The organism is Polyangiaceae bacterium (assembly GCA_016715885.1).
Lineage (GTDB): Bacteria > Myxococcota_A > Polyangia > Polyangiales > Polyangiaceae > Polyangium.
This window is the reverse complement of record JADJXL010000018.1, coordinates 633,239-658,379: the sequence shown is the minus strand read 5'-3', so window position 1 is coordinate 658,379 and position 25,141 is coordinate 633,239. Positions and strand designations below refer to the sequence as shown.

Annotated in this window: 22 protein-coding genes and 2 pseudogenes; 9 read left to right on the top strand and 15 right to left on the bottom strand. The window is 61.0% G+C overall.

Annotation, left to right across the window (positions count from 1 at the left end):
- Positions 1-345 precede the first annotated feature (345 nt).
- The 3 genes from IPM54_23900 to IPM54_23890 are packed head-to-tail and all read left to right on the top strand — an operon-like array spanning position 346 to position 3,429.
- Entirely contained in the window at positions 346-1,938 is a 1,593-nt protein-coding gene (locus tag IPM54_23900; protein MBK9262833.1) for a hypothetical protein, read from the top strand.
- A 25-nt stretch (positions 1,939-1,963) separates the two neighbouring features.
- Positions 1,964-2,248, top strand: a complete 285-nt coding sequence (locus tag IPM54_23895) for a hypothetical protein (GenBank protein MBK9262832.1) — start codon at positions 1,964-1,966, stop codon at positions 2,246-2,248.
- On the top strand, positions 2,206-3,429 hold the full coding sequence (locus IPM54_23890; GenBank protein ID MBK9262831.1) for a 5'-methylthioadenosine/S-adenosylhomocysteine nucleosidase: 1,224 nt from the start codon (positions 2,206-2,208) through the stop codon (positions 3,427-3,429). Before IPM54_23895 ends, IPM54_23890 begins: the two co-directional genes overlap by 43 nt.
- A 60-nt stretch (positions 3,430-3,489) precedes the next feature.
- Here IPM54_23890 and IPM54_23885 read toward each other — a convergent pair whose 3' ends face one another.
- The 4 genes and pseudogenes from IPM54_23885 to nadB all read right to left on the bottom strand — a co-directional run bounded on the left by IPM54_23885 (position 3,490) and on the right by nadB (position 7,875).
- Entirely contained in the window at positions 3,490-4,176 is a 687-nt protein-coding gene (locus IPM54_23885; protein ID MBK9262830.1) for a DNA-directed RNA polymerase, read from the bottom strand.
- A 135-nt stretch (positions 4,177-4,311) separates the two neighbouring features.
- Positions 4,312-5,374: pseudogene (locus tag IPM54_23880) on the bottom strand (patatin-like phospholipase family protein).
- Positions 5,375-5,413: 39 nt separating this feature from the next.
- The gene (locus IPM54_23875) at positions 5,414-6,244 is read right to left on the bottom strand and encodes a CPBP family intramembrane metalloprotease (GenBank protein MBK9262829.1); all 831 of its coding nucleotides are present in this window, start codon (positions 6,242-6,244) and stop codon (positions 5,414-5,416) included.
- A pseudogene (gene nadB / locus IPM54_23870) lies at positions 6,244-7,875 on the bottom strand (L-aspartate oxidase). Before nadB ends, IPM54_23875 begins: the two are co-directional and overlap by 1 nt.
- A 217-nt stretch (positions 7,876-8,092) precedes the next feature.
- Between nadB and IPM54_23865 the strand changes: the two are divergent.
- Both IPM54_23865 and IPM54_23860 read left to right on the top strand, forming a co-directional pair.
- Positions 8,093-8,920 (top strand): electron transfer flavoprotein subunit beta/FixA family protein, encoded by an 828-nt coding sequence (locus IPM54_23865; GenBank protein ID MBK9262828.1) that lies wholly within the window; start codon positions 8,093-8,095, stop codon positions 8,918-8,920.
- A gap of 42 nt (positions 8,921-8,962) precedes the next feature.
- Positions 8,963-9,934, top strand: a complete 972-nt coding sequence (locus IPM54_23860) for an electron transfer flavoprotein subunit alpha/FixB family protein (GenBank protein MBK9262827.1) — start codon at positions 8,963-8,965, stop codon at positions 9,932-9,934.
- 43 nt (positions 9,935-9,977) lie between these two features.
- On the opposite strand, the gene IPM54_23855 is transcribed toward IPM54_23860, so the two are convergent.
- From IPM54_23855 to IPM54_23845, 3 genes are read right to left on the bottom strand one after another with little or no spacing between them, the layout of a single operon-like run.
- A complete protein-coding gene (locus IPM54_23855) occupies positions 9,978-10,505 on the bottom strand; it encodes a hypothetical protein (GenBank protein ID MBK9262826.1) in 528 nt (175 codons plus the stop codon).
- On the bottom strand, positions 10,502-10,744 hold the full coding sequence (locus IPM54_23850) for a hypothetical protein (protein MBK9262825.1): 243 nt from the start codon (positions 10,742-10,744) through the stop codon (positions 10,502-10,504). The genes IPM54_23855 and IPM54_23850 overlap by 4 nt, the downstream gene beginning before the upstream one ends.
- Positions 10,741-11,244, bottom strand: coding sequence for a hypothetical protein (locus IPM54_23845; protein MBK9262824.1), 504 nt, complete (start codon positions 11,242-11,244; stop codon positions 10,741-10,743). Before IPM54_23845 ends, IPM54_23850 begins: the two co-directional genes overlap by 4 nt.
- Positions 11,245-11,425: 181 nt before the next feature.
- Here IPM54_23845 and IPM54_23840 point away from each other — a divergent pair, with 181 nt between their 5' ends.
- Together IPM54_23840 and IPM54_23835 are read left to right on the top strand one after the other, a co-directional pair.
- Positions 11,426-11,833, top strand: coding sequence for a hypothetical protein (locus IPM54_23840; GenBank protein MBK9262823.1), 408 nt, complete (start codon positions 11,426-11,428; stop codon positions 11,831-11,833).
- A gap of 18 nt (positions 11,834-11,851) precedes the next feature.
- Complete coding sequence (locus IPM54_23835; protein MBK9262822.1) at positions 11,852-12,166, top strand: hypothetical protein; 315 nt, start codon at positions 11,852-11,854, stop codon at positions 12,164-12,166.
- Between the two features lie 168 nt (positions 12,167-12,334).
- Here the strand turns inward: IPM54_23835 and IPM54_23830 are convergent, their stop codons facing one another.
- A complete protein-coding gene (locus IPM54_23830) occupies positions 12,335-12,622 on the bottom strand; it encodes a hypothetical protein (protein ID MBK9262821.1) in 288 nt (95 codons plus the stop codon).
- A gap of 82 nt (positions 12,623-12,704) precedes the next feature.
- Positions 12,705-13,472 carry a hypothetical protein gene (locus IPM54_23825; GenBank protein ID MBK9262820.1) on the bottom strand — a complete coding sequence of 256 codons (768 nt, stop codon included), beginning with the start codon at positions 13,470-13,472 and terminating at the stop codon, positions 12,705-12,707.
- A 980-nt stretch (positions 13,473-14,452) separates the two neighbouring features.
- Here IPM54_23825 and IPM54_23820 point away from each other — a divergent pair.
- On the top strand, positions 14,453-15,754 hold the full coding sequence (locus IPM54_23820; GenBank protein ID MBK9262819.1) for a hypothetical protein: 1,302 nt from the start codon (positions 14,453-14,455) through the stop codon (positions 15,752-15,754).
- Between the two features lie 182 nt (positions 15,755-15,936).
- Here the strand turns inward: IPM54_23820 and IPM54_23815 are convergent, their stop codons facing one another.
- From IPM54_23815 to IPM54_23800, 4 genes are all read right to left on the bottom strand, one after another.
- Positions 15,937-17,808, bottom strand: a complete 1,872-nt coding sequence (locus IPM54_23815) for a PAS domain S-box protein (protein ID MBK9262818.1) — start codon at positions 17,806-17,808, stop codon at positions 15,937-15,939.
- Positions 17,809-17,908: 100 nt separating this feature from the next.
- Positions 17,909-18,538: a hypothetical protein gene (locus tag IPM54_23810; protein ID MBK9262817.1), complete on the bottom strand. Its 630-nt coding sequence runs from the start codon at positions 18,536-18,538 to the stop codon at positions 17,909-17,911.
- Positions 18,513-19,328, bottom strand: coding sequence for a ParA family protein (locus IPM54_23805; GenBank protein MBK9262816.1), 816 nt, complete (start codon positions 19,326-19,328; stop codon positions 18,513-18,515). The genes IPM54_23810 and IPM54_23805 overlap by 26 nt, the downstream gene beginning before the upstream one ends.
- A gap of 23 nt (positions 19,329-19,351) precedes the next feature.
- Positions 19,352-19,777, bottom strand: a complete 426-nt coding sequence (locus IPM54_23800) for a hypothetical protein (GenBank protein ID MBK9262815.1) — start codon at positions 19,775-19,777, stop codon at positions 19,352-19,354.
- 62 nt (positions 19,778-19,839) lie between these two features.
- On the opposite strand from IPM54_23800, the gene IPM54_23795 reads away from it, so the two are divergent.
- Complete coding sequence (locus IPM54_23795; GenBank protein ID MBK9262814.1) at positions 19,840-21,018, top strand: VWA domain-containing protein; 1,179 nt, start codon at positions 19,840-19,842, stop codon at positions 21,016-21,018.
- Here the strand turns inward: IPM54_23795 and IPM54_23790 are convergent, their stop codons facing one another.
- Together IPM54_23790 and IPM54_23785 are read right to left on the bottom strand one after the other, a co-directional pair.
- Positions 21,019-21,711, bottom strand: coding sequence for a HAMP domain-containing histidine kinase (locus tag IPM54_23790; GenBank protein MBK9262813.1), 693 nt, complete (start codon positions 21,709-21,711; stop codon positions 21,019-21,021).
- Positions 21,712-22,174: 463 nt separating this feature from the next.
- A complete protein-coding gene (locus IPM54_23785) occupies positions 22,175-25,045 on the bottom strand; it encodes a TIGR03960 family B12-binding radical SAM protein (GenBank protein ID MBK9262812.1) in 2,871 nt (956 codons plus the stop codon).
- Positions 25,046-25,141 lie beyond the last annotated feature (96 nt).

Genomic DNA, 25,141 nt, shown 5'->3' with positions numbered 1-25,141 from the left:
CGCTCGAACGGGCGCTCGAAGTCGCTTCCGGCGCAGACAATTTCGAGCAGCGCGAGATCGAGGCGGCGGCAGCGTGTCTCGAGGTGCTCGTGCTTGCGCGCGCGGGGAGGCCCGAACGCGCGGCCGAACGGGCTTTGGCGCTTCGCGAGCGTTTGAGCGGCGCGCCTGCACCGGCGCTCGACATGATCACCGCGATCGCGGCGTGCAACGAAGGAACGTCGCTCGGCCTTGCGGGTCGTTACGAGGACGCGCGCGCTTCTTGGCGCACTTCGCGAGCGCCTCGAAGGAAGCTCCCCAAGTCCCTATTACGAGATCGCGCTCGGGGCGGCGCACAACGAAGCAGCGGTGCTCGTACGCATGGGACGCGCATCCGAAGCGCTCGAACGAATCGCATCCACGCGAGCCAAAGCCGCAGCGCATGGCGGCGCAGCGCACCGGATCCGCGCTGCATCGGCGATCGTCGAAGCCGCAGCCCTCGGCGCCATGGGCCGCCATGAAGTCGCCCTTGAAACGCTCGAAAAGCTACAAACGGCGCTTCGCTGGGAAGAGGTTTGTCTCGACCATCCAGGCGATGGATACATGCGGGAGCGTCGCGCAGATGTCGCGTGGTACCTGACGATTGCGCGGGATCGCGCGCGAGGTGTGGACGAGCTTCCGAGCTTGCTTCAGGCGGCCGAAGAGGAAGGCGATACGCGTCACGCGCGGGTGCACGTGCGAGCTGCGTTCGAGCTTGCGCGACATGGGCGCAGACTCGACGATCTCGGCGCGCACGCAGCGGCGACGGCTTGTTACGACGAAGCCATGACGCGGCTCGAACGTGCGGCCACGCGTCCACCGGGCGATGCGGCGATGCTCGCATGCGCGGGGCTCGTGGCGATCTCGCGAGGTGCTACGCCTCGAGGGATCCCGCTCTTGCGCAAGGCAGCCGAACAAGGGGGCACGGCGGTCATTCAATCGGCGCTCGAAGCCGTGCATGGCGAAGGTTTCGATGCGGAATCGATCGTTACTTCCGTGCGAGAAGCATTCGATTGGATACCGCGTGAGCGCATGGAAACGTTGCGGGCCGCGGACGCACTGGGCGTGACGTTGATTCGCGCATTGGTTTTTCCTGGAAAACCACCCGAGCCACTCTTACCGCCCATGACGTATCCGCTTTGTGCGGGTCGATTTGCGGTATCGACCACGCCGCCTTTGTCGGGGCGCGAGGCGAACATGAAAACCAGCTCGGCCATTGTCGCTGCAACTCGGCTGCTGCTGCTCGAACCGCCCGACGGCACGACGAATGACATCGACGAGCGAGTGAATGCAAATACTGGCCGGTCGCCGGCACCGTCCTTTGCGGCAATCGCGTCGTGGCCGCAGCGGCTTGGTGCATTTGCGGGCGGCGTCGATGAAATCGCGACGGCGCTCGATGGCCTTTTCCCCAAAACGATGCCCATTGCAGCGATCGTCGAAGGGCGAGAAGGTTCCAAGGGGCGTGATTTGCGTTTTGCCGTGGAAATCGAAAAACGCGACGGGGGACTCTTTCGATTGGCCATTCTTCACGACGTACACGGCCACGAGCGACACGTATTCGACGGAATCACGTTGTCTCATTATCGCGAAGGTCACGAGCCCACGGTATCTCGACGCGGACCCACCATGCTCCTTGCATTGTGGCGTGCTCTATCGCTCGGCCTCGCCGGCGCATTCGACATGGCCCTCGTCCCTGGAGGATCGCCTGCTACGGTTGTCGTCAAAGGGACCCCGCGCGAGCCGGGCACGGGCGTCATGAGCATCGAATTGCACCTCGACAACGTGCTTTTGTCGCGAAAAGATCCACGCGCGCTTCGTCATATCGAATTCGAGAACGTCGCTGGCGTGAAGCATCGCTTCGACATTCAGGCGGCGGTCGGAAAAATCGAGCTATCTTTGTTCGGCAATGCGCATGGTGGCTGATCATCGCCAACCTGGACCTCGAGCCATGAGCCACGCGGAGATCGACGACGAGCAGACTTGGGTTTTGGTCGCGGGAACGGGATGGCGTAACGATCCGCTGCCCAAGCCACAACAGCTCGCGGCGGAAGCCATTGGCCGAGCGCTCGCGCATCGCGGATTCGGCCTCGTCACGTGTGGTTGGTATGGTGTCGACAGAGCCGTGACGCGCGCATTCGCGGGCGAGCTTCAGGCGCTGGGGCTACCGCTATCGCGAAGGCTCAAGCAATCGTGCCGCGGCCCGATGAACCTGCCTTTTTTGGTGGCGACGTGATTTACGTCGAAAAAGGTGTTCCGGAATGGGTCGAAAGCGTCAAGCGAGCAAGCGCGGTCATTCTCGTTGGCGGAATCGAAGGAACGCTGAAAACCTATGAAACGGCGCTCGTCGAGCAAGTGCCGGTATTTCCGCTTCCGGGTACGGGTGGAAATGCAAAAACGGCATTCGACGACATCATGGAAAATTTTGGTCGGGTCAAGCGATACCATCGCATGACGAAGAGTCAGCTCGCGTCGCTGGATGGCCCGACGTCGAGCCTCGACACGATCGAGCCTATTGTTTCTCGACTATTTGATTTATTAACCGAAGAATTATCCGGGCGCTCGGTGCCCGCTCCGGATCAACCGCAAAAAGCTTCGAAACCCAAGGAAAAACCCAATAAAAAGCCGCAACGAGTGGACTTTTTGCTCGTCACGGCATTGCCCGAAGAACGCGACTCACTGTTGGCGCAATTGCCAGGGTATTCCCGAGTTCCCCCGCGTAGGGACGACGTGCACGTGTATTTTTCGGTCGATCTGCCGACGATGGATGGAGCGGGAAGTTATGGGCTGGTCTTGATGCCGCTGCTTGGAATGGGGCGCGTGAATGCTGCGACGGCCACGGCGGAAGCGATCAAGCGCTGGCGTCCGAGGCACGTGGTGCTCGTGGGAATTGCCGGGGGGATTGCGGCGCGCAACGTGGCGCTTGGGGATTTGCTGATTTCCGAGCAAGTGGTCGATTACGAATTACAAAAGATCACGACCACAGGCATTGAAGTGCGATGGAGTGTGCACAAGGCATCGAGGCGTCTGTACGCAGCGGCGCTCAATGTGATTGGTGATGCGTGGACGAAGCGCATCGTGGCGAAGAAGCCGGACGACGGTGCACCGCGTATTCACGTGGGACCGATTGCATCGGGGGACAAGGTCGTGGCGGTGCAAAGCGTGCTCGACGAATATCGCAACGTATGGCCGGCGTTGATTGGCGTGGAAATGGAGGCAGCCGGCGTGGCGAGCGCGTGTTTTTCCGCCGCAGCTCAGCCCGAGTTTTTCATGGTACGCGGCGTATCGGATTTGGCGGACGAAGCGAAGAATGCGCCCGCTACGGAGAGCTTCCGCAAATATGCGTGTGATGTGGCTGCGTCGTATGTCGTGGAATTGATTCGGAATCGGCCGATTCCGTTTTTGAAGCGGGGTTGATCAGCGCCCTTCCAGCTTCACGCCGCTCAGCACCGTCCTGGGCGGAAAACAGATTTTCGTTTAACGCCCTTCCAGCTCGCGACGTCCGCTTCTCTCCAGCGAATCAGAGCTGATGAGCAAATGCGCCTGCTGCGTATTGTCCTCGGCGTTCCAATCCTTCTCCGCAAATTGCACGCGCCCCGCATTGTCCGAATCGATCCAATAATTGCCGCTCGCGTCGTCGCTCGCAACCGGCGCGACCCCCGTCTCGTTGCCCGGAAACGGATTCGGCGGCTTCGCAAATTGCTGACCCAAAAGCGCTGCAAACGGACGCGTCGCAAAGTCGTCACGCCCATCCAGCGCCACCGGCCGCAAAAATCCATTTTCCAACGCCAACCGCGATCCCTTCACCGTGAACACCATCGCCGTCCCCGGTTGAAAACTCACCGCAATCGCCCGCGGGCCAACTTTCACCGCAACTCCAGGGGTCTTCGCCGGAATCACCACTTCCTCGATCTGCTTGCCCGATATCAACAGCAGCTTGTGCCCAGGCGTCACCTTCCGACCACCCGATTCCACCTCGCGACGCAACGTGATGTCGTGCGACACGTAAAACTGAAGGTTTTTCACTTCGTCGTCAGTCAAACCATGCTCCGTCCGCAACTCGTGCGTGAACGGGATGTAACTCGCACATCCACCAAGCGTGGTGAGCGCAAGCACGGAAAGAGCGACGGCCGGAAAATGCGTTCGGGTAGATGCAGAAAACATCGAGGTGCTCCGAGGAGAGCGCACAAGAAGCGCGGGTTCAAGAGGGCTCGCAGATGCGCCGCCCAGCATGCACGATCAACGACGAGACTTCATCGACCTTACACGCTCACGACGCTTCCCACCCAAGACGCTCCATCACCCCCGATTGCGCTCCATCCACACGCTAATGCGATCACGCGTCGTGCGATAGGCAACTTCGAGGATCGCCCGACGAGCCGCCAAGTTCGCCGGATTGTGCAAAAACATGAGCACATCCGTCGGCTCGGGCTCCAAGACCAGCACCATCATCTTGGTCTTTTGCCGAATCTCCTCCACGTGTTGCCGAAGCCGCACATGCGCACCGATGCGCGTCGCCTGGTTCTGCACCCAAAAAAGCCCCTTGTCCCGAATGCTCTGACGCACCCCATGCCCCGTCGGCACCGCGCGATGCGCCACGGACACCGGCACCATCGGGTTCACCACGACCGCAAAATCCACCCCCAGCTCGACCGCGATGTCCAGATGCGCGACATGCCCGAGACCTCCGTCGATGAAGTGCCGATCCCCAATTCGCACCGGCGAAAAAAAGAGCGGAGACGCGAGCGACGCAGCGCATGCAAGCGATACCGGAATGTCCTCGTGCCCCTCGGACCCAAACACGACGCGTTCTCCCGAATCCACATCGTGCGTCGCGATCCGTAGAGGCTCGGCATCTCGCGGAACGCATTCGGAACGCCGCGACGCAAAAACACTCGGCAAGAAATCGCTCGTATCGATCGAGCGCAAAGAGCCCCGCTGGAAGTGAATCCGCCAAGCGATCGATTTGCTCCCACATGTACAGATGCGGCGGCGCAGGTGCCGCCGGATCACCTCGCGAAACCAGCCGCGCTGCGGCATGACGAAGCGCTACGAGCGACGTACCGAACGCGTCACGCCATTCGTCGATGTCGATGTGGAAAATGTGACTTCGTTCGAGAGGAAAAAAGTCCGACGCCGGATCGAGCAGCGCGCGGTAAAGGCGATCGACTTCGATCCCGCCCGCGAGCGCCGCCGCGACGCTCGCACCGCTCGATTGACCCAAGTACAACGAAAAACTCTGTCCGCTCAAGCTGCGAATGCCGTCTTGCAACGCGGCCAGAGCGCCGATTTGGTAAAGCGCTCCCGTGATGCCTCCCCCGGGCAAACACAACGCCGTCTTGGGCTGCGCCGCAGTCACGATTCGTCCTCGCTACGAGCTTCGAGCGCCTCTTTGTTTCGTTCACCCATCAGATACGCAACTCCGAGAAGCACGAACGTGAACAAAGATCCGGCGATCGTCACGTGAAGCGGAAAGCTTTCTTGTGCTTCCGGTGGCGTCGAACCGGTTCGAAGCATCGCCCAGAACGAAACGCCGTTGAACGTGCCGTGCGCTGATGGCACTCGGCACGAGCGATCCGCTCGAAATACGCAGCAGACCGAGCGCCAAACCGAGCAGCCCGATCGGCACGACGCGTTGCCACTCCACGTGCGCCAAACCGAAGAGCACGCTCGTCACGACGACGACGCTCCATGCGCTGGCGGTCTTGCGTAGCGGACGAAAGAGCGCTCCGCGGTAAAACACTTCCTCGATGAACGGACCGATGCCGACGATGGCGACGCCGAGCGCCACGCGTCTGGACGTGCTGACCGCGAGCTGTTCCTCGAGCAGCCGATCGAGCTCGGGGTCGGTCGGATAGTGCTTCGTAATCGCGTCGAAGAGCCCATCGGCAGGGACGTGCACGATCGCGCCGAGCAGGATGGCGACGACGTAGAACCCGACGTGCGTGCGCCGCAGGCCAAGGAAATGGCGGATGGACAAGTTCGGCGCGTAAAACCGAAGGATGCCGAAAAGCAAGAGCAACGTGACGACGGTTTGAACACCAACGAGTGTCGTGATGTCGACGGTCGATGGATGACGAATGCTCGCAACGACGCTTCCAAGATAGTGCAGGCCAAGCGTTGCGAGCATCGCCCACGCGGTGGCGCCGAAGAACGTCATGCCGCGCTCGCCAGGCTCGGACTCGCGCGGTCCGAACGGATCGCTGGAACGCCCGCGGTCGTCGTCGCTCATCAACGACCTCGCAGATGAGGCATCACGCCCCGTTTGACGACGATGTCGGCAGCGTACTGCTCACTCGTTTTCGGGAAGTCGATCGTCGCGTGCAACCTCGACTCTCGTGACGTGCCGACGCACATCCCACGATGAGCTCGGCGACGGTGGCGATGTTGCGCAGTTCGAGCAGGTCGCGCGTCACCGTGTCGCCAGTAATATTCGCGGATTTCCTCTTGCAGCAGCGCGATTCGCCGCGCCGCTCGACGCAGGCGCGACGTCGATCGAACGATGCCCACGTAGTTCCACATCGTCCTGCGAAGCTCGTCCCAGTTGTGCGTGATGACCACTTCCTCGTCGCTCGGAACCGCATCGCCCGCTTGCCATTCGGGCACCTCCGGCAGCGGCGTCGTCCGCAGTTCGGGCATGGCCGCGACGAGCTTGACGGCGGCGCGGTGCCCGAACACCAGCCCTTCGAGCAGCGAGTTCGATGCGAGACGGTTGGCTCCGTGCAGACCCGTGCACGCGCATTCGCCCACGGCCCAAAGACCAGGAATCGTCGTGCGCCCGTGAAGATCCGTGGAGATACCGCCGCACAAGTAATGCGCTGCAGGCACGACGGGAATGGGCTGCGACGTGATGTCGATCCCGAACCGCAGGCACTCGCCATGAATCGTCGGGAAGTGTTCGCGCACGAAGCTCGCAGGCTTGTGCGTGATGTCGAGCAGCACGAAATCGCTACCCGTGCGTTTCATCTCGAAGTCGATCGCGCGGGCGACGATGTCACGCGGCGCGAGCTCCTTGCGCGCATCGTGCTGCTCCATGAACGCGGTTCCATCGGGCAAACGCAGGATCGCTCCCTCGCCTCGCAGGGCCTCCGTGATGAGAAAGCTCTTGGCTTGCGGGTGATACAGGCACGTCGGGTGGAACTGGTAAAACTCCATGTTGGCGATTTCGGCACCTGCGCGATACGCCATCGCGATGCCGTCGCCCGTCGCGACGTCGGGATTCGACGTGTACAGGTAGACTTTGCCAGCGCCGCCCGACGCGAGGATCGTGGCGCGTGCGAGGTACGTTTCGACCTCGTGGCTCTTCGCGTTTTCTCCGCCGGATCGTGACGCCGTATTGAGCACATAGGCGCCGACGCAGACATCGGGTCCGCCGAACCTCGACATCACGATGAGGTCGATGGCCATGTGATGTTCGAGCAGTCGGATGTTCGGATGGGCGCGGCATCGTTCGAGCAGCGCACGTTCCACTTCGCGTCCCGTGGCATCGGCTGCGTGCAGTACGCGCCTTGCGCTGTGTCCGCCTTCGCGTGCGAGGGAGATGGAACCTTGGTCGTCGCGATCGAAACGAGCGCCGCGATCGATCAGCTCGCGGATGCGGTCCGGACCTTCGCGCACGCAGATGTCGACGACGACTTCGTGACAGAGTCCGGCGCCCGCGACGAGCGTGTCGCGGATGTGTGCATCGAACGTGTCATCCTGAGCGAATACGCTCGCGATGCCGCCTTGCGCCCAGCGAGTGTTGGACTCTTCGGCTGCGCGTTTGGTGACGATGAGAACGCTGGCGTGGTCAGCGACGTCGAGGGCAAAAGTCAGCCCGGCGATTCCGCTGCCAATGACGAGAAAGTCGGTTGAGACGGCCACGGCGCGGAAGGGTAGCAGGCTCCTTGACGCACAACGACAACCCTGTCATGAGCCACGCCGCGCGCGGCGGGCCAAGTTGTCCAGCCGCGGCCCATCGTTCGTCATCGTGGCTGGTTTGCCCCATAAGGGACCGCTGCGTGAAAACGATGCTGCTCTTGCCGCCAGTTTGGTTTGTCGCAAAACCCTGAGCGGTGGTCAGAAAGGAGCCTGCCGAACCGTGAAGATCCTCGTCCCTCTCAAGCGCGTCGCCGATCCGGACAACGCCAACAAAGTGAAGATCCCTGGGTCCGGAGACAAGATCGAGACCACGGGGCTCGAATGGAAACCGAATCCATTCGACGAGTACGCCCTCGAGGCCGCCTTGCGGCTGACGGAAAACGGGCAGCAGCCGAAGACGCGTCTCGGCGAAGTCGTGGTCGTGACGTTTGGTCCCAAGGACACGGAGACGACGCTGCGTGCCTCGCTGGCAACCGGCGCTGACAAAGCGATTCGCATCGACACGACCGACGACAAGCTCGACGGTGACTTGGTTGCGCGTGCGTTGAAGTCGCTGGTCGAGAAGGAAAAACCCGACGTCGTTTTGATGGGCAAGCAAGCCGTCGACGGCGACTCGAACCAGGTTGGGCAGATCCTCGCAGAGCTGCTCGATTGGCCGATGGCGACGTTTGCCGCGACGATTCGCGAAGAAGCGGGCGCGCTGCTCGTGGGCCGCGAAGTCGACGGCGGCGTGGCGACGCTACGCGTGAAGCTTCCCGCTGTCGTGACGGTCGACTTGCGCATCGTTGCGCCGACGAGCGTGTATTCGATGAAGACGCCGGCTGCGCACAAGTACAACGACGGCGTGCGGTTTGCCGCGCTGCCTGCGATCATGGCGGCGAAGAAGAAGCCGCTCGCCGAGGTGAAGCTTGCCGACCTTGCGCCCGATGCGGCGCTCAAGGTTCAGTACAAGGGCTTCGCGGCGCCTGCTGCACGCAAAGCGGGCATCAAGGTCAAGGATGTGGCGGACCTCGTCTCGCGTTTGAAGAACGAGGCGAAGGTTCTTTGAGGGTTGCCGGCAACGGGACAAGACAACACGAAAGGTTTTACCATGGCAGACGTTCTCGTTGTGGGTGAGGTTGCCGAGGGCAAACTCAAGAAGACCACGCATTCGGCGATCACGTTCGCGCAAAAGGCGGCGGCGGCGCTTGGTGGGTCGTTCTCCATATTGGTCATTGGCGCGGGCGCTGCAAAAGCGGCGGCCGAAGCCCAAGGGTTTGGCGCGGCGAAAATCCTCGTCGTCGACGACCCGTCGCTCGCCAATTACGTGGCCGAGCGATATGCGCCGTCCGTTGCGGCCGTCGGCAAAGGCTTTGCGGTCGTGGTTGGCACGGCGAGCGCTTATGGCAAGGACCTTTTGCCGCGCGTGGCAGCTCGTCTCAATGCGGGTTTTGCCAGCGACATCACCGAGCTATTGGCGAGTGGCGGAAAACTCGAATACAAGCGACCGATGTACGCGGGCAATGCATTTGGCATTTGCTCGATCACGACGTCCATTCAGGTCGTGACCGTGCGTCAAAGCGCATTTGCTGCGGCCGAGCCACAAGGTGGCACGTCGCCGGTCGAAAACGTGGCATTCGCGGGACCGAGCAAAGCGGCCGAGCGGGTTGAATTCGTTTCATTCGACCAGGTGAAGAGCGCGCGTCCGGAGCTGACCGAAGCGAAGGTGGTCGTATCGGGTGGCCGAGCATTGAAGGAGAAATTCAATCAGGTGCTCGATCCGCTCGCGGATGCATTGGGTGCTGCGATTGGTGCGAGCCGTGCGGCGTGCGATGCAGGGTATGCTCCGAGCGATCTTCAAGTTGGGCAAACCGGCAAGATCGTCGCGCCGCAGCTTTACTTTGCGATTGGCATTTCGGGTGCCATTCAGCACTTGGCCGGCATGAAGGGCTCGAAGGTCATCGTGGCCATCAACAAGGACGCCGACGCACCGATTTTCCAGGTGGCCGATTATGGTCTCGTGGCGGATCTATTCGGCGCGGTCCCCGAATTGACGAAAGCGATTCAAGCCGCAAAGGGCTGAAAGCCCCTGCGCCTCACCTCTCGGCCCCGCCATGGGGCCATCGTCACACCCATTTCGACTCGATCGCATCGACTTCACTCCTGTGCCGAACGGCGATCGCGACAAGCTTTCGCGCAGTGTCGCTAGGGATTCCATGGGACACGAGCTTGCGCGGATGGTCTTCCCCCATGCGAAAAAGCAGCATGTTCCAGAGATAGTGCCACCCGGACTCCTTGTTCGCCGCGAGCACAGCCCCTGTCAACCAGGCCGCAATGCTTTTTGCATCGTTTGTCCCAGCCCTCTCGTTGATGGTGCGAAAACAGGTCTTGGCAAGTTCTTCGACGGGAACCGTTTCATCCAGTTCGTCTGGCGAGCTGGGGTCAGCTTCCCATCTTGCGCGGTTTGCGGCGTTGATGGTGTATTGGACACGAAGCGCTTCGCGCACGGCAGATTTGACGGCTTCGCGGTGCTCGACGACGGGTCCAACATCGGGCCAGAAGCGCTCGAACTTGTCGAGGCTCAACCATAGGCTGCCCTCATACCACGCTCGGGACTCTTCTTTGTCATCTAGATTCAGGGGGAAATCGATCATGGGTTGCTGCTCGCGCGACGCACAAAGACGATATCTTCGGCGTCTTCCAGGAATCTGTGGACGAAGAGGCCCAGGTCACCTGCTTCAATCAGGGCTCCACCGTTGGGCGCGGACCAGTCGTCTGCGTCTGGTGTATTGGGAAGGATGACCTGGAGAACGACACCCTCCACGGGTTCACCAACGTAGTGGACTGCAACGATGTCTCCGTCCATCACTTCGATGCCGCTCATGTATTTCATGGTGCTATCCCGCCTCCGACAGCCGTAGACCAAGGCACCGCTCCGGGCAGCGGCGAGAATTCAGGGGTCGGATGAATGAAGTCAGGGTCCCAGAAGCAGCGACAGCCTTTTTCTGGCGGGCTTTGATGCATTTTGTAATGGTGCGTGTGATTCGCCATGCCGTAGTGTGGCTTATTGCCCGCTGCTGCGCTGTGGTAAATATAGGACGTCCCCCCGACTGGCACGGGAAGGCAGGGTAGGCACCGGCGTGGCGGGGCATCCCGCTTGGCAGGCTGCGGCTGGGGTTGCGCGACCGGCGCCGGCGCCGGCGGCGCGTTCGGCTTCGAATTCGTGATTTGCGCCCGGCGTTGCTTGATCTCCGCGGGAGACAAGCGGCGCACTTCTTCGTACTCCTGGACGCTCGTATAAGGGCGCTGCGTAATCGGATTCAGCTCGTCCGCCCAGGCCGGCGCCGTTTTGCTCGGCAAAAGGAATATCGTGACGCCCACACCGACGCCCACGATGACGGGCCCTAGCGGAATGGTGACGTAGTACGGATTGGGGAAACCTTGCGGCGGCGTGCCCGGAGATGGCTGGATCCGGCGGATGCCCGACTTCTATCCTTCAGCGTTACCTGTCTTTGGGGCGTTCAATTTTCGTTGACGCCGATCTGCGTGTTCGCATAGCTTACGAGGGAATATCATGAAACCTGCACCGGCCTTGCGTCGTGGTTTGGCCATTTTTTTCGCAATGCTTGCGTCGCTATTATGCATTCCCTGGAATGCGGAAGCACAAGGAGTCAGGCCGGACCAGGAAGGCGCCATGGATGCCCTTGGCAGCGTCGTATGCACGACGCCGGTGGATTGCTCCAAGAAGTGTTTTGCGGCCAAGAAATTTTGTGTGGAATATGCATATCATCCTTATAAACCAGACGTTGGCAATGGAGCACTCATCGATTGTATTGATACATTTCCGCCAGCCCGACTCGGCGGCTCATACACGTGCCTTTACAAATATTCGAATGGCGACGTCTGCGTTTTTTCCCGCGCCGCGCAGATCGGCCCCATTCACCCACCGGCACCTCCTCCACTTTGCGTGTACAAGTCCTAGGGAGTTCGAGGGAATGACATGGAACCAGTCGAGCATGCACGTCAACTCGCAGGTATAGTCGCTTCCGGAATGAATGCGCGCGCGCTTCTTGCGGGTGGAAAATCCGCGGATCCCACATTGCTTCACCAGGTTTTGTTGGACCTCGCCGCCAAACTGCAAAGGCTCGAGCTGGATGGTCATGCCAGTGTCCAGGGGCTAGCTTTTCCGACCGATATGGCGGCAAAGGCCAAACGACTTCATGAGGAGCTGATTGCTGCTAACCCCTCTGACCCTTTGGACGAAGCCCTCCTTGCGCTCGCGGTAGAGTGCACCACGTTTTTGGGCACGCCATAAAGCCGAAACCGCCCGGCCTTCGTTCGTGACATGGACGTTAAAGCTCATGCTGTAGTGGACGGGCTTCAGGCGAGCGGCACTCTGACGCGGGCAGCTCGCGAGCCGCTTCGCCACGGGCTGGGGGACACTCGTGCCTCCGCGTTTGCCGGGCCGAGCAATCGGCAACTGCTACGCAATCCCAGCCTCGCCGTTTGGCGTGTACGCTTCGGGAAGGTGCGCCGGCTCCAAAACGCGGGGTTTGCCGGGCTCCTTGCCGCTCACATAGTCGCGCATCCAATGCGCAGGACGCCGCGCGTCGGCCGCCATTTCCGCGCCCAACATTGCCTGAAATGCAGTCGCATTCGATGCCACCACGCGGACTTCACCGGGACCACAGCCAAGAATCGTCCCTGCCAGCCCCAAGGTTATGACGACGATGCGAAGGTATCGCGCGACAAACGAAAGGGTTGCGCTCATCCATCGAGCCCATCAGGCCCGAAACGAGCTGTCAAGCTAGAGGCGCGTACACCGTTTCGCACTGCGGCGCGCCTCGCGCAGCTCATGCCTCGGTGGTTTCTTTTGACGCGCGTTTGTCACGCCGGCGGGCGACGGCTTTGTCCACGGCGTCGAGCAGCGGTTGTCGCAGAGCTTCGATATTTGCGGCAGGCGCGGATGCGATGTCCAAATTGATGAGAATGGCTTCGGCCACTCGAGCCCATGCTCGCATGCGTCGACGCACTTCACTCGGCGTCACGGAATCTTTCTTCATTTGCGCGGCGGCAAGTGACCGCTGATGTTCCACGCTGCCGAGGGTTTTACCGACCGCACCAATCTCGTGCGCAATGTCGAGAGCCGTTTTGTCTTTCGTGATGTGAATGCCGCCGAGCAGGCCTGAAAACTCGCTATCAGCCAGCGCTTCGAGCTGCGTCGCATTGCCCGCTTCGGCTTGATACGATGCTTGTATGGCGCGCAATTGATTCGGCAAGAGCGCCTTGTTGGCTCGCTCGATGTTTTCGGCTTTCGTGGGATCGCCGCCGTCGCGTCCTAGCTCGAACGAATGCGCTGCGATGAGCAGATAGTGAAGACCGCGCACGAGGTGATCATGGCGGTCGTCCAATACTTCGGCCTGGGCCATCAGGTCACTCAATGCCACATCGGCCGATGCACCATCGCGCGCGTCGATGAGGGCATGATGCACCGTTTCAACGCGGGCGAAGTGAGGAGCGATCTCGGGGATCGCCAGGAACGTGGTCTTTTGGGCACCGATCCAAGCGGCCGAGATGTTGATCATCTCGCCAATCTGGAGGTCCCGGACGGATGTCGTCATGTCTTGGAAGATACTGGAATGTGTGACAGGAGGTCAAGAGCTTGGTTGGAGGTAGTTGGCAAGACTCGGGGTGACGGACGAGCTGGGGTTGGAGCGGTCAGCGGGACTCGGAGGTGAGCGCCGAGCTGGGGTCGGAGGAGTTGGCGGGACTCGGAGGTGAGCGACGAGCTGGGGTCGGAGCGGTCAGCGGGACTCGGAGGTGAGCGCCGAGCTGGGGTCGGAGGAGTTGGCGGCACTCGGAGGTGAGCGACGAGCTGGGGTTGGAGGAGTTGGCGGGACTGGGGGGTGAGCGAGGAGCTGGGTTGGAGGAGTTGGCGGCACTCGGAGGTGAGCGAGGAGCTGGGATTGCAGGAGCTGGCGGGACTGGGGGGTGAGCGAGGAGCTGGGGTGGGAGCGGTGCGCGGGAGTCGGGGGTAAGGTCGGACGTGCCCGCCGCAGGGTGCCGGCACGGACAGAAGGTGGACTAGCGTCCGGGCAGCCGGCTGCCGTGGCAGCAGAGTAAGGGTAGAAAGGGTCAGTGGTTTCTGGTAGAGGAACGTAGCAATGCTCAACGATGATCAAGCGGCTCAAGTTCCACAGGTTTTTCGGGCGATGCTCCCAGATGGCAAACGGCCCCGCATCGGAATGGGCAGGAACATGCTTAGTGCGCGCGTCCCTATAGACGTCAAGCCGGATCACAATGATTGTGTCAAGCCTGGCAAAGGAATGAGCGTCTTTCGTAGCGTCGAGGAGATGTATCCTTTTTTGATTCCTCCAAGCTATATCGATCGCTATCCCGAGGCGTCAGGGGGAGACCCTGCATGCAAGTTGTGGCGGCTTGGAACTGGTCCCTTCGTTGCGGGTGCCATTACGGACGACCTTGCGTTGTGCCCGGGTTCGGGGAACAAAAGCGCACATGGAGAAATTGCGCCATCACGAGCGATGCACGTGGATGCATACCAAAAGGCGCTTGCGGCCACGCAAGATGAGTGGACGGCAATATGAAAACAAATGAACCGACCGCTTTTCAAAGTCCCAGCGAAGGTGCACGCCAGCACGAACGGGAAGCACTCGAATTGTACCGATTCATTGCCGATGGCCGCGGCGGTTCGGAAGAAGCCGAGGCGCTGCGAGACGTGATGGTCCTGAGCTGGGACGCGATGAGCTCGTCGGAGCAGTCATTGTTGCGCGGGCTCTATCGCGACCTGCACATGCTCACGGGGGATGAAGTCCTCGATTCTGATGCGGTCGATTATCAAGAATTGAAGAAAGCAGTACAGTGCAAGCAATACGTGCGAGCGCTCGAGTTGCTGCGCAAGCGACGGGACAAGCTCGAACCACCTTACGTTGCCTACTTTCGCGCACGATGCTGGAACGCGCTTGGTTACCGTCACGCCGGCCTTGCGTTCATGGAACAAGCAGCCAGGCTGAAACCGAATAATGCCAATTACACTTACCTCGTTTTCCAGGCGCTTTTGGATCTGGGTGAATTGAGCGATGCACTTGCCAGAGCAACCGCCCTCGAATCGGGACCAGACGCGAAAAGTCCAGCGCTCTTCGGCGCCGCGCATGCACTACTTCATGCAACGCAAGCAGGACAACTCGATGAGCCTGGTACCTACGAGCGAATCAACAATCTCCTCGATCGCGCCATTGCACTGGAATCCGCTCGGCCATTGGAGGCCCAATCAAATGCCCTTATCGTTCAGGGATATATGGAGAAAGGCTTATGCTACGAGCACATGAACGAGTTATCACGTGCAATCGAAGCCTATACGGCTGCTCTGCGCCAAGATCCAGACAATGATGCCGCATATGTTGCGCGTGGCCTCGCGCGACTCGACTCCGACTCTCGCGCGGCGGAGCAAGATTTCGAACGCGCCGTTCATCTCGGAACCCCCTTCATTTGGCCATACATGATTCTGGCACCGCAGCGCCTGGCAAGTGGTGAATACAAGGCGTGTGTCAAAATCTGCCAAATGGCAATCCGCCGAACGTCCGCGCCGGAACACCTCGCGAACCTATTCGAATGGATGGCCATTGCCAACGCCAACCTCATGTCGAATCCAGCAATTGTCGAGCGGTTTTTCCAAAGGGCACTCGAAATGGATCCGCTCAACGAGCGCATTCGCATGAACTTCGAGGTGTACCAGAACCAGGTGGCGTACCACGTCAAGACGCTGGCTCGAGGTCTTACGGCCGTGCCGTGGGAAGTCGCAAACGACGTCTCGCCTGCGGACGCCCGCGCGAGCCACAATCGCAGCGTTGTCGACCGTGGTCGCGCATTGCTCGAAGCCGCCTGAGTCGGAAGGCCGCACGTCTCCAAAACGCCATCCCTTGGTTCGCTTGTACCGTCGCCCCATGAAGGCGGTCGTCCCTTTGCTCATCTAGAAGGTATGCAATCGTCTTACCTTCAGCACTGGGTCGGCTTCCTGCAATACGACCATCATCGATGACCTCACCGCAAGCGTTCCCAATGAACGCGTCAGCTCTCCCGCACTTGCGGCAATAACACGCGAAATGTCGCGCCCTCCCCCGGCGTGCTTTCGACGTGCACATGGCCGTGCCAGCGTCGTACGATATCGGCGACGACCGCCAATCCCAATCCCGTCCCCTTGCCAACTTCTTTGGTCGTAAAAAACGGCTCCAATATCTTTGGAAAAATGTCCGGCGTTATGCCTACCCCATCGTCGCGTACGACGATGGCCGCATATCGCCCAGGTGAAGCCCCAAATCGAGCGGATTGCTCTTCATCCACGAATTGCGTCGCCACGACGATCGTTCCACCCTTCGTCATCGCATCCCGCGCATTGACCACCAAATTCAACACGACCTGCTCGATCTGGGCCGGATCCGCCCATACCTCACGCGCCGCCGAGTCGACTTCGATGCGTAAATCGACGGACTTCGGTGCCACGCGCACCAAAAGAGGCCTCAGCGTCGTAATCAATTCCGATACGTCGATGGCCGTCGGTTTGAACGGGGTTTTACGCGAAAAAGCCAGCAATTGACGCGTGAGTGTTTGACCTCGTTCGCACGCCATCAAACAATCATCGATCGTCTCACGCCATGAATCACTTCCCGGAATGTCGTCACGCAATGTACCAATACCGGAAAAAAGAATCGCCAGAACATTGTTGAAATCATGCGCGACGCTCCCCGCCACCTGACCCAATGCTTCGATTTTTTGGCCCTGTCGCAGCCGTTCTTCGAGCGCCCGACGTTCGGTTACATCAATCAGCGCCACCAGAATTCGCGTCGCTCGACCATTCGGTCCACGTACGATGCAGCCATCGCCCGCCCAATGACGATACGTCCCATCATCGCGACGCATTCGACATTCAATGCCACGTAAATCATCCTCCCCCGCCGCCGCGCGCGCCAATCGTCCCAGCACATACTCTTGCTCCTCCGGGTGCACGAGGTGCGTGTACGTGCCAAATGGCATCATCCGCGCGCCAAATGTTTGCACCTGCGGAAGAGGCTCCGCCCAACACACGGTATTTTCAACGACGTCCCATTCCCAAATGCCCATGCCGGCCGTGTTCAGCGCCAAGTGAAATCGCTCATTGGCCTGACGCAAAGCGTCTTCGGCGTCGTGGCGATCGAGCGATGCATGAATCATTTCGGCAAGCGATGTGAGCAGCGCATGTTCTTCGGCAAGAAAGGGTCCGAAAACCGAGGCGGGCCGCGCTTCCCGATACGCGACCTCGATTTCGCCAATCTGTCCATTGGCCATCGTCCAAGGCACCGTCAGCATCCACGGCGTCGTTTCATGACCCGGCGTGGCAAAGGTTTGTCCCTTGTAGCGAATGCATCCCGTCGCAATGTCCGGATATTGCATCGCCGGCGGCAAAAGCGTCGCGACCACATGGAGCCGCTCTTCACATGTCCCTTGCCGATGCAACATGAGCTCTGCGGCTCGATGGAGCGCGGTCAGTTCCTTGATTCTTTCTCCCAACCTTTGCGCAATGTCACGGCGAGACTGCTCCGCCGCGCGACTCGCACCGATGTCCTCCATCGTCGCAATGACGAACGAACCCGCAGCGCATGGATGCCGCGAAAACCTGAATCGTCCCCACGACGTGCTGCCATCCTTGCGACGGTATTCGCGTTCGACGGTATCGTCATCGCGCCTTCCCGCGCGCACGTCTGCGCATCGCGCGGCATCAGCGGCTGCATCAGGTGAACGCAGGAGCTCGGCGAACGTCAACGTCCGTAGCTCGGCTTCGGATCGACCAAACATCCGCTGAAGCGCAGGGTTCGATCGATACAGCCGAGCTCCATCGTCCAAGACGGCAATCCCCAGCGGCGACGATGCGAAAATTGCCTCGAATAGGTCGTCTGCCGTCAACATCCCGCCCCCGTTCGCAACCATCCTACTTCAACGTAGGGAATGTGGGAACGAGATATTTTTCCTTCTGTCAATCCGTTGACGATCGCGCCGCGTGGCGAGCTCAGCCCGTCAAGTCGCCCAATGCATAGCGGCACGCCAATCGAATGGCATGCGCTTGGCGCGGCGATAGGGGGGTGTTGCGATTGAGCCCCACGATGAAGAGCGTATTGCCTGCCTTGAAGCCAATGATTTGATAAAACGGCCCCTCGCCAATGTGCAATTCGAATTGCGGTGATGGATTCCCCGGGACCGCCGAAGCCAGCGTGGCAATCGACGAAGCCACGAGCCCCGAGCCCGCAAGCCGCGCTTCGTTTTCATTCACCGAACCAGCCAGGGGCAAGCCCGCCGCATCGGCAAGAAAAACGTTCGTCGCTCCGGTCGCTTCTTCAATCCATTGAACGATTCTTTCACAACGTTCGAGCGTTTTCTTGACGCTCGTCAAATCGGGGAGCTTGGGCAACGCACGCGACGCGTCACTCGACGCCGAACCATCGGCGCTCGCAGGCGGAGATGACGGACGCGCTGCAGGCGGCGGCAATTGCGGCACCTCGGGAGCGTCGAACGACACGAGTCCCTCGGGCATCGCATCCGCACCGGATGCTTTTTTCGCCCTGTCGTCACCCGACAAGTTCGTCGCCGACGCGATCGCGTTCGAAAGATCAAAGTCAAACGAGGAGCGGGATCGGGCCATCGTCGTCCTCCTTGCCGCCCTTCTGCGCTTCGAGACGATCGAGCACGTCGGTGGCAAGTTGATCAAAAAGACGCGCAAGCGGCGGCGGACGCTTCTGCATCAAGAGCAGCGGCGAGCCCCGCAGCGACGCCTCGAGAAACACATCGTCTCGCGGAATCACACTGTCGAAAATGAGCCCGCCCGGGAATTGCGTCCAGAGCGTCTCGGCGACTTCGAGCGACGCGTGCGTTTGGCGATCGAACATGGACAGGACGATGCCGAGCATCGTGAGGTTGGGGTTTTTCTCGGCACGCACGCGATCGACGAGCGCCAAGAACTGCCCGAGCGAACGCAAGGCGAGAGGCTCGGCTTGGAGGGGCGAAAGTACGTGCGTGGACGATTCGAGCGATCGAGTGGTGACTTTGCCGAGACCTGCGGGGCAGTCGATGAGCGCCAGATCGAACTCGCTTTGGAGTTGTTTGAGCATGCCGGAGAGCATGCCGGTGCGTGTCAGGGCATCTTCGAATCCGGCTACGGTCGTGGGATCCACGCGCCCGACGCTGAGCACGTGAAGTTGCGGATCGCGCGTTCGAAGAAGCACGTTTCCAACGTGCTCGACGCCTGTGAGGACTTCGGCGATGCCGGGCTTTGCTCGATCGGGCAAACCCAGGGACAAACACAAGCTGCCCTGCGCATCGAGCTCCATGAGGAGGGTGCGGTTACCAGCACGCGCCAAGGCAAGCCCAAGGTTGAGGGACATCGTGGTTTTACCGACGCCCCCTTTTTGGCTGGCCACGGTGATGATGTGCATGCTTCTCCCGGCTCGAGGTCGAGCTAAATCAAGCTGATGCGTTTCATGAGCGCGCCGCAAAGATCCGACTGCGGGTTGCGCTGCCGCTCGATGGCCAAACCAGCGCGAAGTATCGCGCTCGCGCTCTCTGGATTGCCCAAGACGATGTGGCAAACGCCGAGCATCTCGTGATCGCCCGGCTCGCCGTATTTCGACACGAGCTCCGTGAGGGGCCCGGCTGCTATCCGATGCGCCTCGACCATTTCCGGCGTCGGCCGTTCCGGGTCTGGGGCTCCTTTGGCCAGGATCATGAGCTTCAGCGCCTGGCGCTGATCTTCCGGACGATGCTCGCCAAAATCCGACGTTGAGAACAATTCGCCGTACGCCGCGTACGCATCTGCAAGTTTTCCGTCACGCCAATGCTTGACGATGTTCTTGACGGATTGAATGAGCTCGTCCTTGTTCGCCATGCTCGGCACGATACACAACTGGCGCCAGGGTGGGGAGGGAGCGTGTGCTACGTTGAGCGTCAATGTTCGTCGACTTTCTGTACGAGCTGCGTAGCCGCAAAGTGCCCGTGGGAACGCAAGAAGCCCTTGCGCTCAGCCAAGCGCTTGCCGCAGGGCTGCACGAATCGTCGCTCGATGGCTTTTATCACGTGGCCCGCGCGCTTTGCGTTCACTCCGAAACACAGCTCGACGACTTCGATCTCGCGTTCGCCAAACACTTTCGAGGTGTGCACGTCGAGGCGAAAAAGATTGCCGACGAGCTGGCAGATTGGCTGAAGGATCCGAAGAAACTGCGCGAGCTGAGCGAGGAAGAGCGCTCGATGCTGGAAGCCCTCGACCTGGAACAGGTGCTCGAGCAATTCGAGCAGCGTCTTCGTGAACAGAAAGAACGTCACGACGGTGGAAATCGCTGGATTGGGACGGGCGGGACATCGCCGTTCGGGCGCAACGGGTTTCATCCATCGGGCATCAGCGTGGGCGGAGGATCGGGCGGTCGAAGTGCGATCCACACGGCGGATGCTCGCAAGTACAGGTCCTACCGCGCCGACATCACGCTGGACGTGAGGCAGCTCGAAGTGGCGCTGCGCAAGCTGCGAGGTTTTACCAGGGAAGGCGTCGACGACGAGCTCGACATCGAGGGGACGATCGACGCGACGGCGCGTAACGCGGGCGAGCTGGAGGTGGTGACGCGGCCGCCGCGACGGCCGAATACGCGTGTGATTTTGATGATGGACGTGGGCGGATCGATGGACCCGTACGCGCACACGGTGTCGCAACTGTTCAGCGCGGCCAAACGCGCGACGCATTGGAAAGAGCTGCGCACGTATTACTTCCACAACTGCGTGTACGGAAAAGTCTTCAAGACGGAAGGATTCAAAGACCCCGTACCTGTGCGGGATCTCCTTCATGAATGCGGAAAACACTACAAGCTCGTCATGGTCGGCGATGCATCGATGGCTCCCTACGAGCTGCTCGGATCCGCAGGATGGGGCGAGGATGCGAATACGCCGGGCGTCAAATGGCTCGCGATGCTGCGTGAGCATTTCGATCGTGCCGTTTGGCTCAACCCGGATCCGCCGAGCGGCTGGAGCATGGGAACGGCGCAGGTGATTCGTCAGGTGTTTCCGATGTTTCAACTGACGCTCGAAGGGCTCGGCGAAGCCGTCAGCGAGCTGGTCCGCGGCAGCCGCGTGAGACGGTAGTCACTCGGAAGCGTCTTCCTGGACGAACTCGCACCGCACGAGCGCTCCGCCGGATGGCGCTCGCGTGACGATCATGTCCCCGCCGTGAGCTCGCACGATCGCGCGGCAGAGCAGAAGCCCCAGACCCGTGCCCGTTGATTTGGTGGTCACGCCGGGCTCGAAGAGGCGCTGCATCACGGCCGGATCGAAGCCAGGTCCATTGTCTTCGACTTCCAAGACGAAGCCGCGTTCGTCCGGACGCACTCGCACTGCAACCGACCCGGACGAACGATTGGAGAGCGCATCTGCCGCGTTGAGGATCAAGTTGGTGATCAAACGTTCGACCAGCAGCGGTTCGCAAGACACTACGAGATCGGACGGTTCGACATCGACGTCGATGCGCACCGGCGAGCCTTGGACGTTGCGCAGTGCTGCGGCAACGACGTCCGCGATGGGACAAGCTTCTCGATGAATCGGCTCGCCACGAACAAGGCGCAAGACGCGTTCGATGACGTCCTGGGACCGCTGCACTTCTGCCTCGGCGGCATCCAAGTGAGCGACGAGTCGCGTGCGCTTGTCGATGTCGCGTTTGGCGAGGAATATCGACGACGATGCGGACGCGAGCAGGTTGCGAAGCTCGTGCGCGACGGCAGCGCCAAGAACGCCGGCGACATCGAGTGATTCGGCGCGTCTGGGACGATTGGGCAACGTCACGCGGCCGAGTGTAGGACGCGGGTGCAGTCGAAGCAGGACCCAAATCGGGGGGTATGGGGGGGCCGAGTCTCGCCGTGCTTTTGTGCGAAGCGCAAAAGCACCGGGAGGCGAGCCTCGGGCCCCCCATCGTAAACCAGACCTCGCGAAGCGCGCGTCCCACGCGCGCGTAGCGAGTGTTCAAATCCTGGCGCGGCTTCAAATTAGGTCCCCGGCGGCGGCGTGGTCCTTGCCGACTGGCTGCCATCACCGCCAACACGCCGCCGCCGGGCGACCGACCAAAAGCGAAGTAAGCGAAGTAGGAAGCGCTCGCGCGCTCCGACCAGCAAGCTCAGCAAGAGCAGTGCCGAGCTTGTTTTCGAGCTGAAAACTCATCCGAACGAGCGAACCGAACTGCTCACCCGTGACAACGATGTCGCACTGCTGCGGAGTCGCGCGCGCACCTGCATTGGACGGACAGAAAATGTCACTCGGCCGGCAGAACCAGCTCGAACGGAACACTTTCACGAACAGGCGCTTCCGCTCGCACGGGTGCGCGCCGAAGCGGCATCAAGTCGAGCGGCGAAAGGCGTTTGTCCGAGGCGCCTCCGAACAGCTCGAGGCGCACGCTGCGATGAGGCGGAGGCGTGACGCCATCGCCCATGATGACCGCCGCAACCTCGGAAGCCTTCGCTGCACCCGAACCCGTGATCGACACGATGACGTCGAGCGTCACCACATCCCCAACGATGCCCGCTCGATCGAGCGCTGCGCGAGCCTCTGCGCCACCAACATCCGCGCTGATGAGGTACTGCCGCACATCCACGGTCTTGCCGATGCCTTCGATGTTCCGGCGAATCGGCAGGCTCTCCGCCGCCATCGCGACGCGACATCGTTCAGCGAGCACGTCTTCCGCGCGCTTGTCCGCAGGCACGTCGATCGCCGCGCGAGCGAATGCGATGACGTAGCGCGCACCGATGATCACGCGCGGGAGGGCAGGATCCTCCGGCCCGAGCAGCGCTGCACCAAGGAACCGCAAACCCGCCGGCGTCGCTTCGTTCATCCGCGCGACGAGCGCTTCGAGCTCGGATGCATCGATTTCACGCGCCAACCGAATGTCCACGTATTCGTCGAGACTCACGACACCCAGTGAAAGTGCTGGACTGAACGTCATGTCGGGCTTGGGATGAAATCCCTTCGTGTGCACCATCGTCTCGTTCACGCGCCGGAACACACGCGGCAGCTCGCGCACGACATCCAGGTGTCCAAGCAGCGCCATCGCGCCGGTTTTCGCGAAACGGAAGCGATACCGGAACCCGCCGCGACCAATCATCGGAGCAGGCTTCGGAGCTTCATCGGACAGGGCGGGCGTCGTCACGACGGGCGGCTTTTCGTCCACGATCGGCAATCGCCGTGCGGCGCCCATCTTCGTGAGGAACGAGACGCGTTCGCTACGCATCTGCGACATGTCGCAAGCAACGCCGCAGTCGTAACAGACCAACTTGCGTTTATCCGCGAGTGCATCTTCGACGTTCGTGTGGTGCACGAACATGCCTGCCGCTTTTCCACACGGCGGGCTCAGACGGCTCTGCAGAGCCTTGCGATATTCGCGCGCCAAAAACCCTTCTTCGAGGCCCACGTCGATGTGATCCCAAGGCAGCCGCGCGGTCACGGGGATTGTCCCGAGAAACCTCGAACGATCGACACCGAAGTGCGTGAACGCTTCTTCCCACACGTCGAGGCGCAAACGTTCGTCCCACGAATCGAACCGCGCGCCGTGCTTGTAAGCGTATTCGAGCACGTTGCAGAGCGATCGATCCCCTCGCGCGAAGATGCCTTCGAGCACGCTGGCCTCCGCGCCGTGCGTCTTCAGCTTGACGCCGCGGTGCTGCTTGACAGTTTGTCGCAGCAAACTTTGCTTGTGCGCGACTTGTTCGAGCGAGTCCATCGCCGCCCACTGAAACGGCGTGTGCGGCTTGGGCACGTGCGTCGACACGCTCACCGTGACCTCCGCACCTTTCTTGCCGAGCTTTCGCCCCACGGCCGCTGCGCGCGCCCCCATGTCGACGATGGCCGAAACGTCTTCGTCGGCCTCCGTTGGAAGACCAATCATCGAGTAGAGCTTCATGCGATCCCAGCCGCGCGAGAACACGCGTTCGGCCGTTTCCATCAGTTGCTCTTCCGTGACGTTCTTGTTGATCACGTCGCGCATACGCTGCGATCCCGCCTCGGGCGCAAACGTCAGACCCGACGCTCGCACGCGCCGCAGCTCATCGAGCAAGTCCGAATCGAGGCCATACGCGCGAAGCGATGCGACGGACAAACTCACGCGCTGCTTTGCAAGTTTGTCCGCGACCGTCTTGATGAGCGGCGAGATGCACGAAACGTCGGCCGTGCTGAGCGCCGTGAGCGACACTTCGTCGTTGCCGGATGCCTGCACCGCAGCGAGCACCGTGTCGACGATCTGCTGCGGATCACGCTCGCGAATGGGCCGGTAAATCATGCCTGCTTGGCAAAATCGACAACCTTCCGTGCACCCGCGAGCCACCTCGATCGACACGCGATCGAAGATCGCTTCCGGTCCACCCGTGGGACTCGTCGCAGGAAATGGATACTTGTCGAGGTCCACCAGCGCGCGGCTGATCGGCAAGGGCAAACCGGGTTCGTTAGTACCAACCACCACCTCGAAGCCCGTGTCCGCGTCGATCTCCGTTCGGTAAAGTGACGGTACGTAAACTGCACCGAGCTTTGCGAGCGCCACGAGACGCTCGCGCCGCGGCACGCCTTCCTTCTTCAGGCGCACCCACGTCAGCGCCACCGACGTTGCCTTCTCCTCGCCATCGCCGATGACGAATGCATCGATGAATGCAGAAAGGGCCTCGGGATGCGTCGCCGTCGGACCTCCCGCAATGACGAGCGGATCGTCGTCGCCACGATCGGATGACCGCAGAGGAATGCCTCCGAGGTCGAGCATGGTGAGGACGTTCGTGTAGGTCAGCTCGAATTGGAGGGAAAAACCGACGACGTCGAAATCGCGCAGCGGGCGGCGGGTTTCGAGCGAAACGAGCGGAATGGTTCGCTTTCGAAGTTCGTCTTCGACGTCGCTCCAAGGCGCGTAGCAGCGCTCGGCAAGCGTGCGGCCGTCGCGGTTCAAGATGTCGTAGAGGATTTTGAAACCAAGATGGCTCATGCCGATGTCGTAAACATCGGGAAATGCGAGGCAAATCTTGGCTTCGACGCTCGACCAATCTTTCGATGTCGAGCCGACTTCGCCGCCGGTGTAGCGCGCAGGTTTCTCTATTTTGTCGAGAAAATCCGCATAGGGATGCGCGTCGAGAATGCTGGGTACTGCTGGCACGGGAAAAACCCTCCGAGCGTGGTTCTCCGAGGTAGCACGCGGGCCGGCCAACGAGAAGGCGGACTGCCGCCTGGGGCTGCTCGGGTTGCACGCGGG

Excerpts from the sequence above, each read along its gene's own strand:
- IPM54_23860 (MBK9262827.1), top strand. The coding sequence starts at position 8,963 with ATGGCAGACGTTCTCGTTGTGGGTGAGGTTGCCGAGGGCAAACTCAAG.
- IPM54_23840 (MBK9262823.1), top strand. The coding sequence starts at position 11,426 with ATGAAACCTGCACCGGCCTTGCGTCGTGGTTTGGCCATTTTTTTCGCA.
- IPM54_23810 (MBK9262817.1), bottom strand. The coding sequence starts at position 18,538 with ATGGCCCGATCCCGCTCCTCGTTTGACTTTGATCTTTCGAACGCGATC.
- IPM54_23820 (MBK9262819.1), top strand. The coding sequence starts at position 14,453 with ATGAAAACAAATGAACCGACCGCTTTTCAAAGTCCCAGCGAAGGTGCA.
- IPM54_23850 (MBK9262825.1), bottom strand. The coding sequence starts at position 10,744 with ATGAAATACATGAGCGGCATCGAAGTGATGGACGGAGACATCGTTGCA.
- IPM54_23805 (MBK9262816.1), bottom strand. The coding sequence starts at position 19,328 with ATGCACATCATCACCGTGGCCAGCCAAAAAGGGGGCGTCGGTAAAACC.
- IPM54_23895 (MBK9262832.1), top strand. The coding sequence starts at position 1,964 with ATGAGCCACGCGGAGATCGACGACGAGCAGACTTGGGTTTTGGTCGCG.
- IPM54_23825 (MBK9262820.1), bottom strand. The coding sequence starts at position 13,472 with ATGACGACATCCGTCCGGGACCTCCAGATTGGCGAGATGATCAACATC.
- IPM54_23800 (MBK9262815.1), bottom strand. The coding sequence starts at position 19,777 with ATGGCGAACAAGGACGAGCTCATTCAATCCGTCAAGAACATCGTCAAG.
- IPM54_23875 (MBK9262829.1), bottom strand. The coding sequence starts at position 6,244 with ATGAGCGACGACGACCGCGGGCGTTCCAGCGATCCGTTCGGACCGCGC.
- IPM54_23815 (MBK9262818.1), bottom strand. The coding sequence starts at position 17,808 with ATGTTGACGGCAGACGACCTATTCGAGGCAATTTTCGCATCGTCGCCG.
- IPM54_23855 (MBK9262826.1), bottom strand. The coding sequence starts at position 10,505 with ATGATCGATTTCCCCCTGAATCTAGATGACAAAGAAGAGTCCCGAGCG.
- IPM54_23835 (MBK9262822.1), top strand. The coding sequence starts at position 11,852 with ATGGAACCAGTCGAGCATGCACGTCAACTCGCAGGTATAGTCGCTTCC.
- IPM54_23830 (MBK9262821.1), bottom strand. The coding sequence starts at position 12,622 with ATGAGCGCAACCCTTTCGTTTGTCGCGCGATACCTTCGCATCGTCGTC.
- IPM54_23885 (MBK9262830.1), bottom strand. The coding sequence starts at position 4,176 with ATGTTTTCTGCATCTACCCGAACGCATTTTCCGGCCGTCGCTCTTTCC.
- IPM54_23795 (MBK9262814.1), top strand. The coding sequence starts at position 19,840 with ATGTTCGTCGACTTTCTGTACGAGCTGCGTAGCCGCAAAGTGCCCGTG.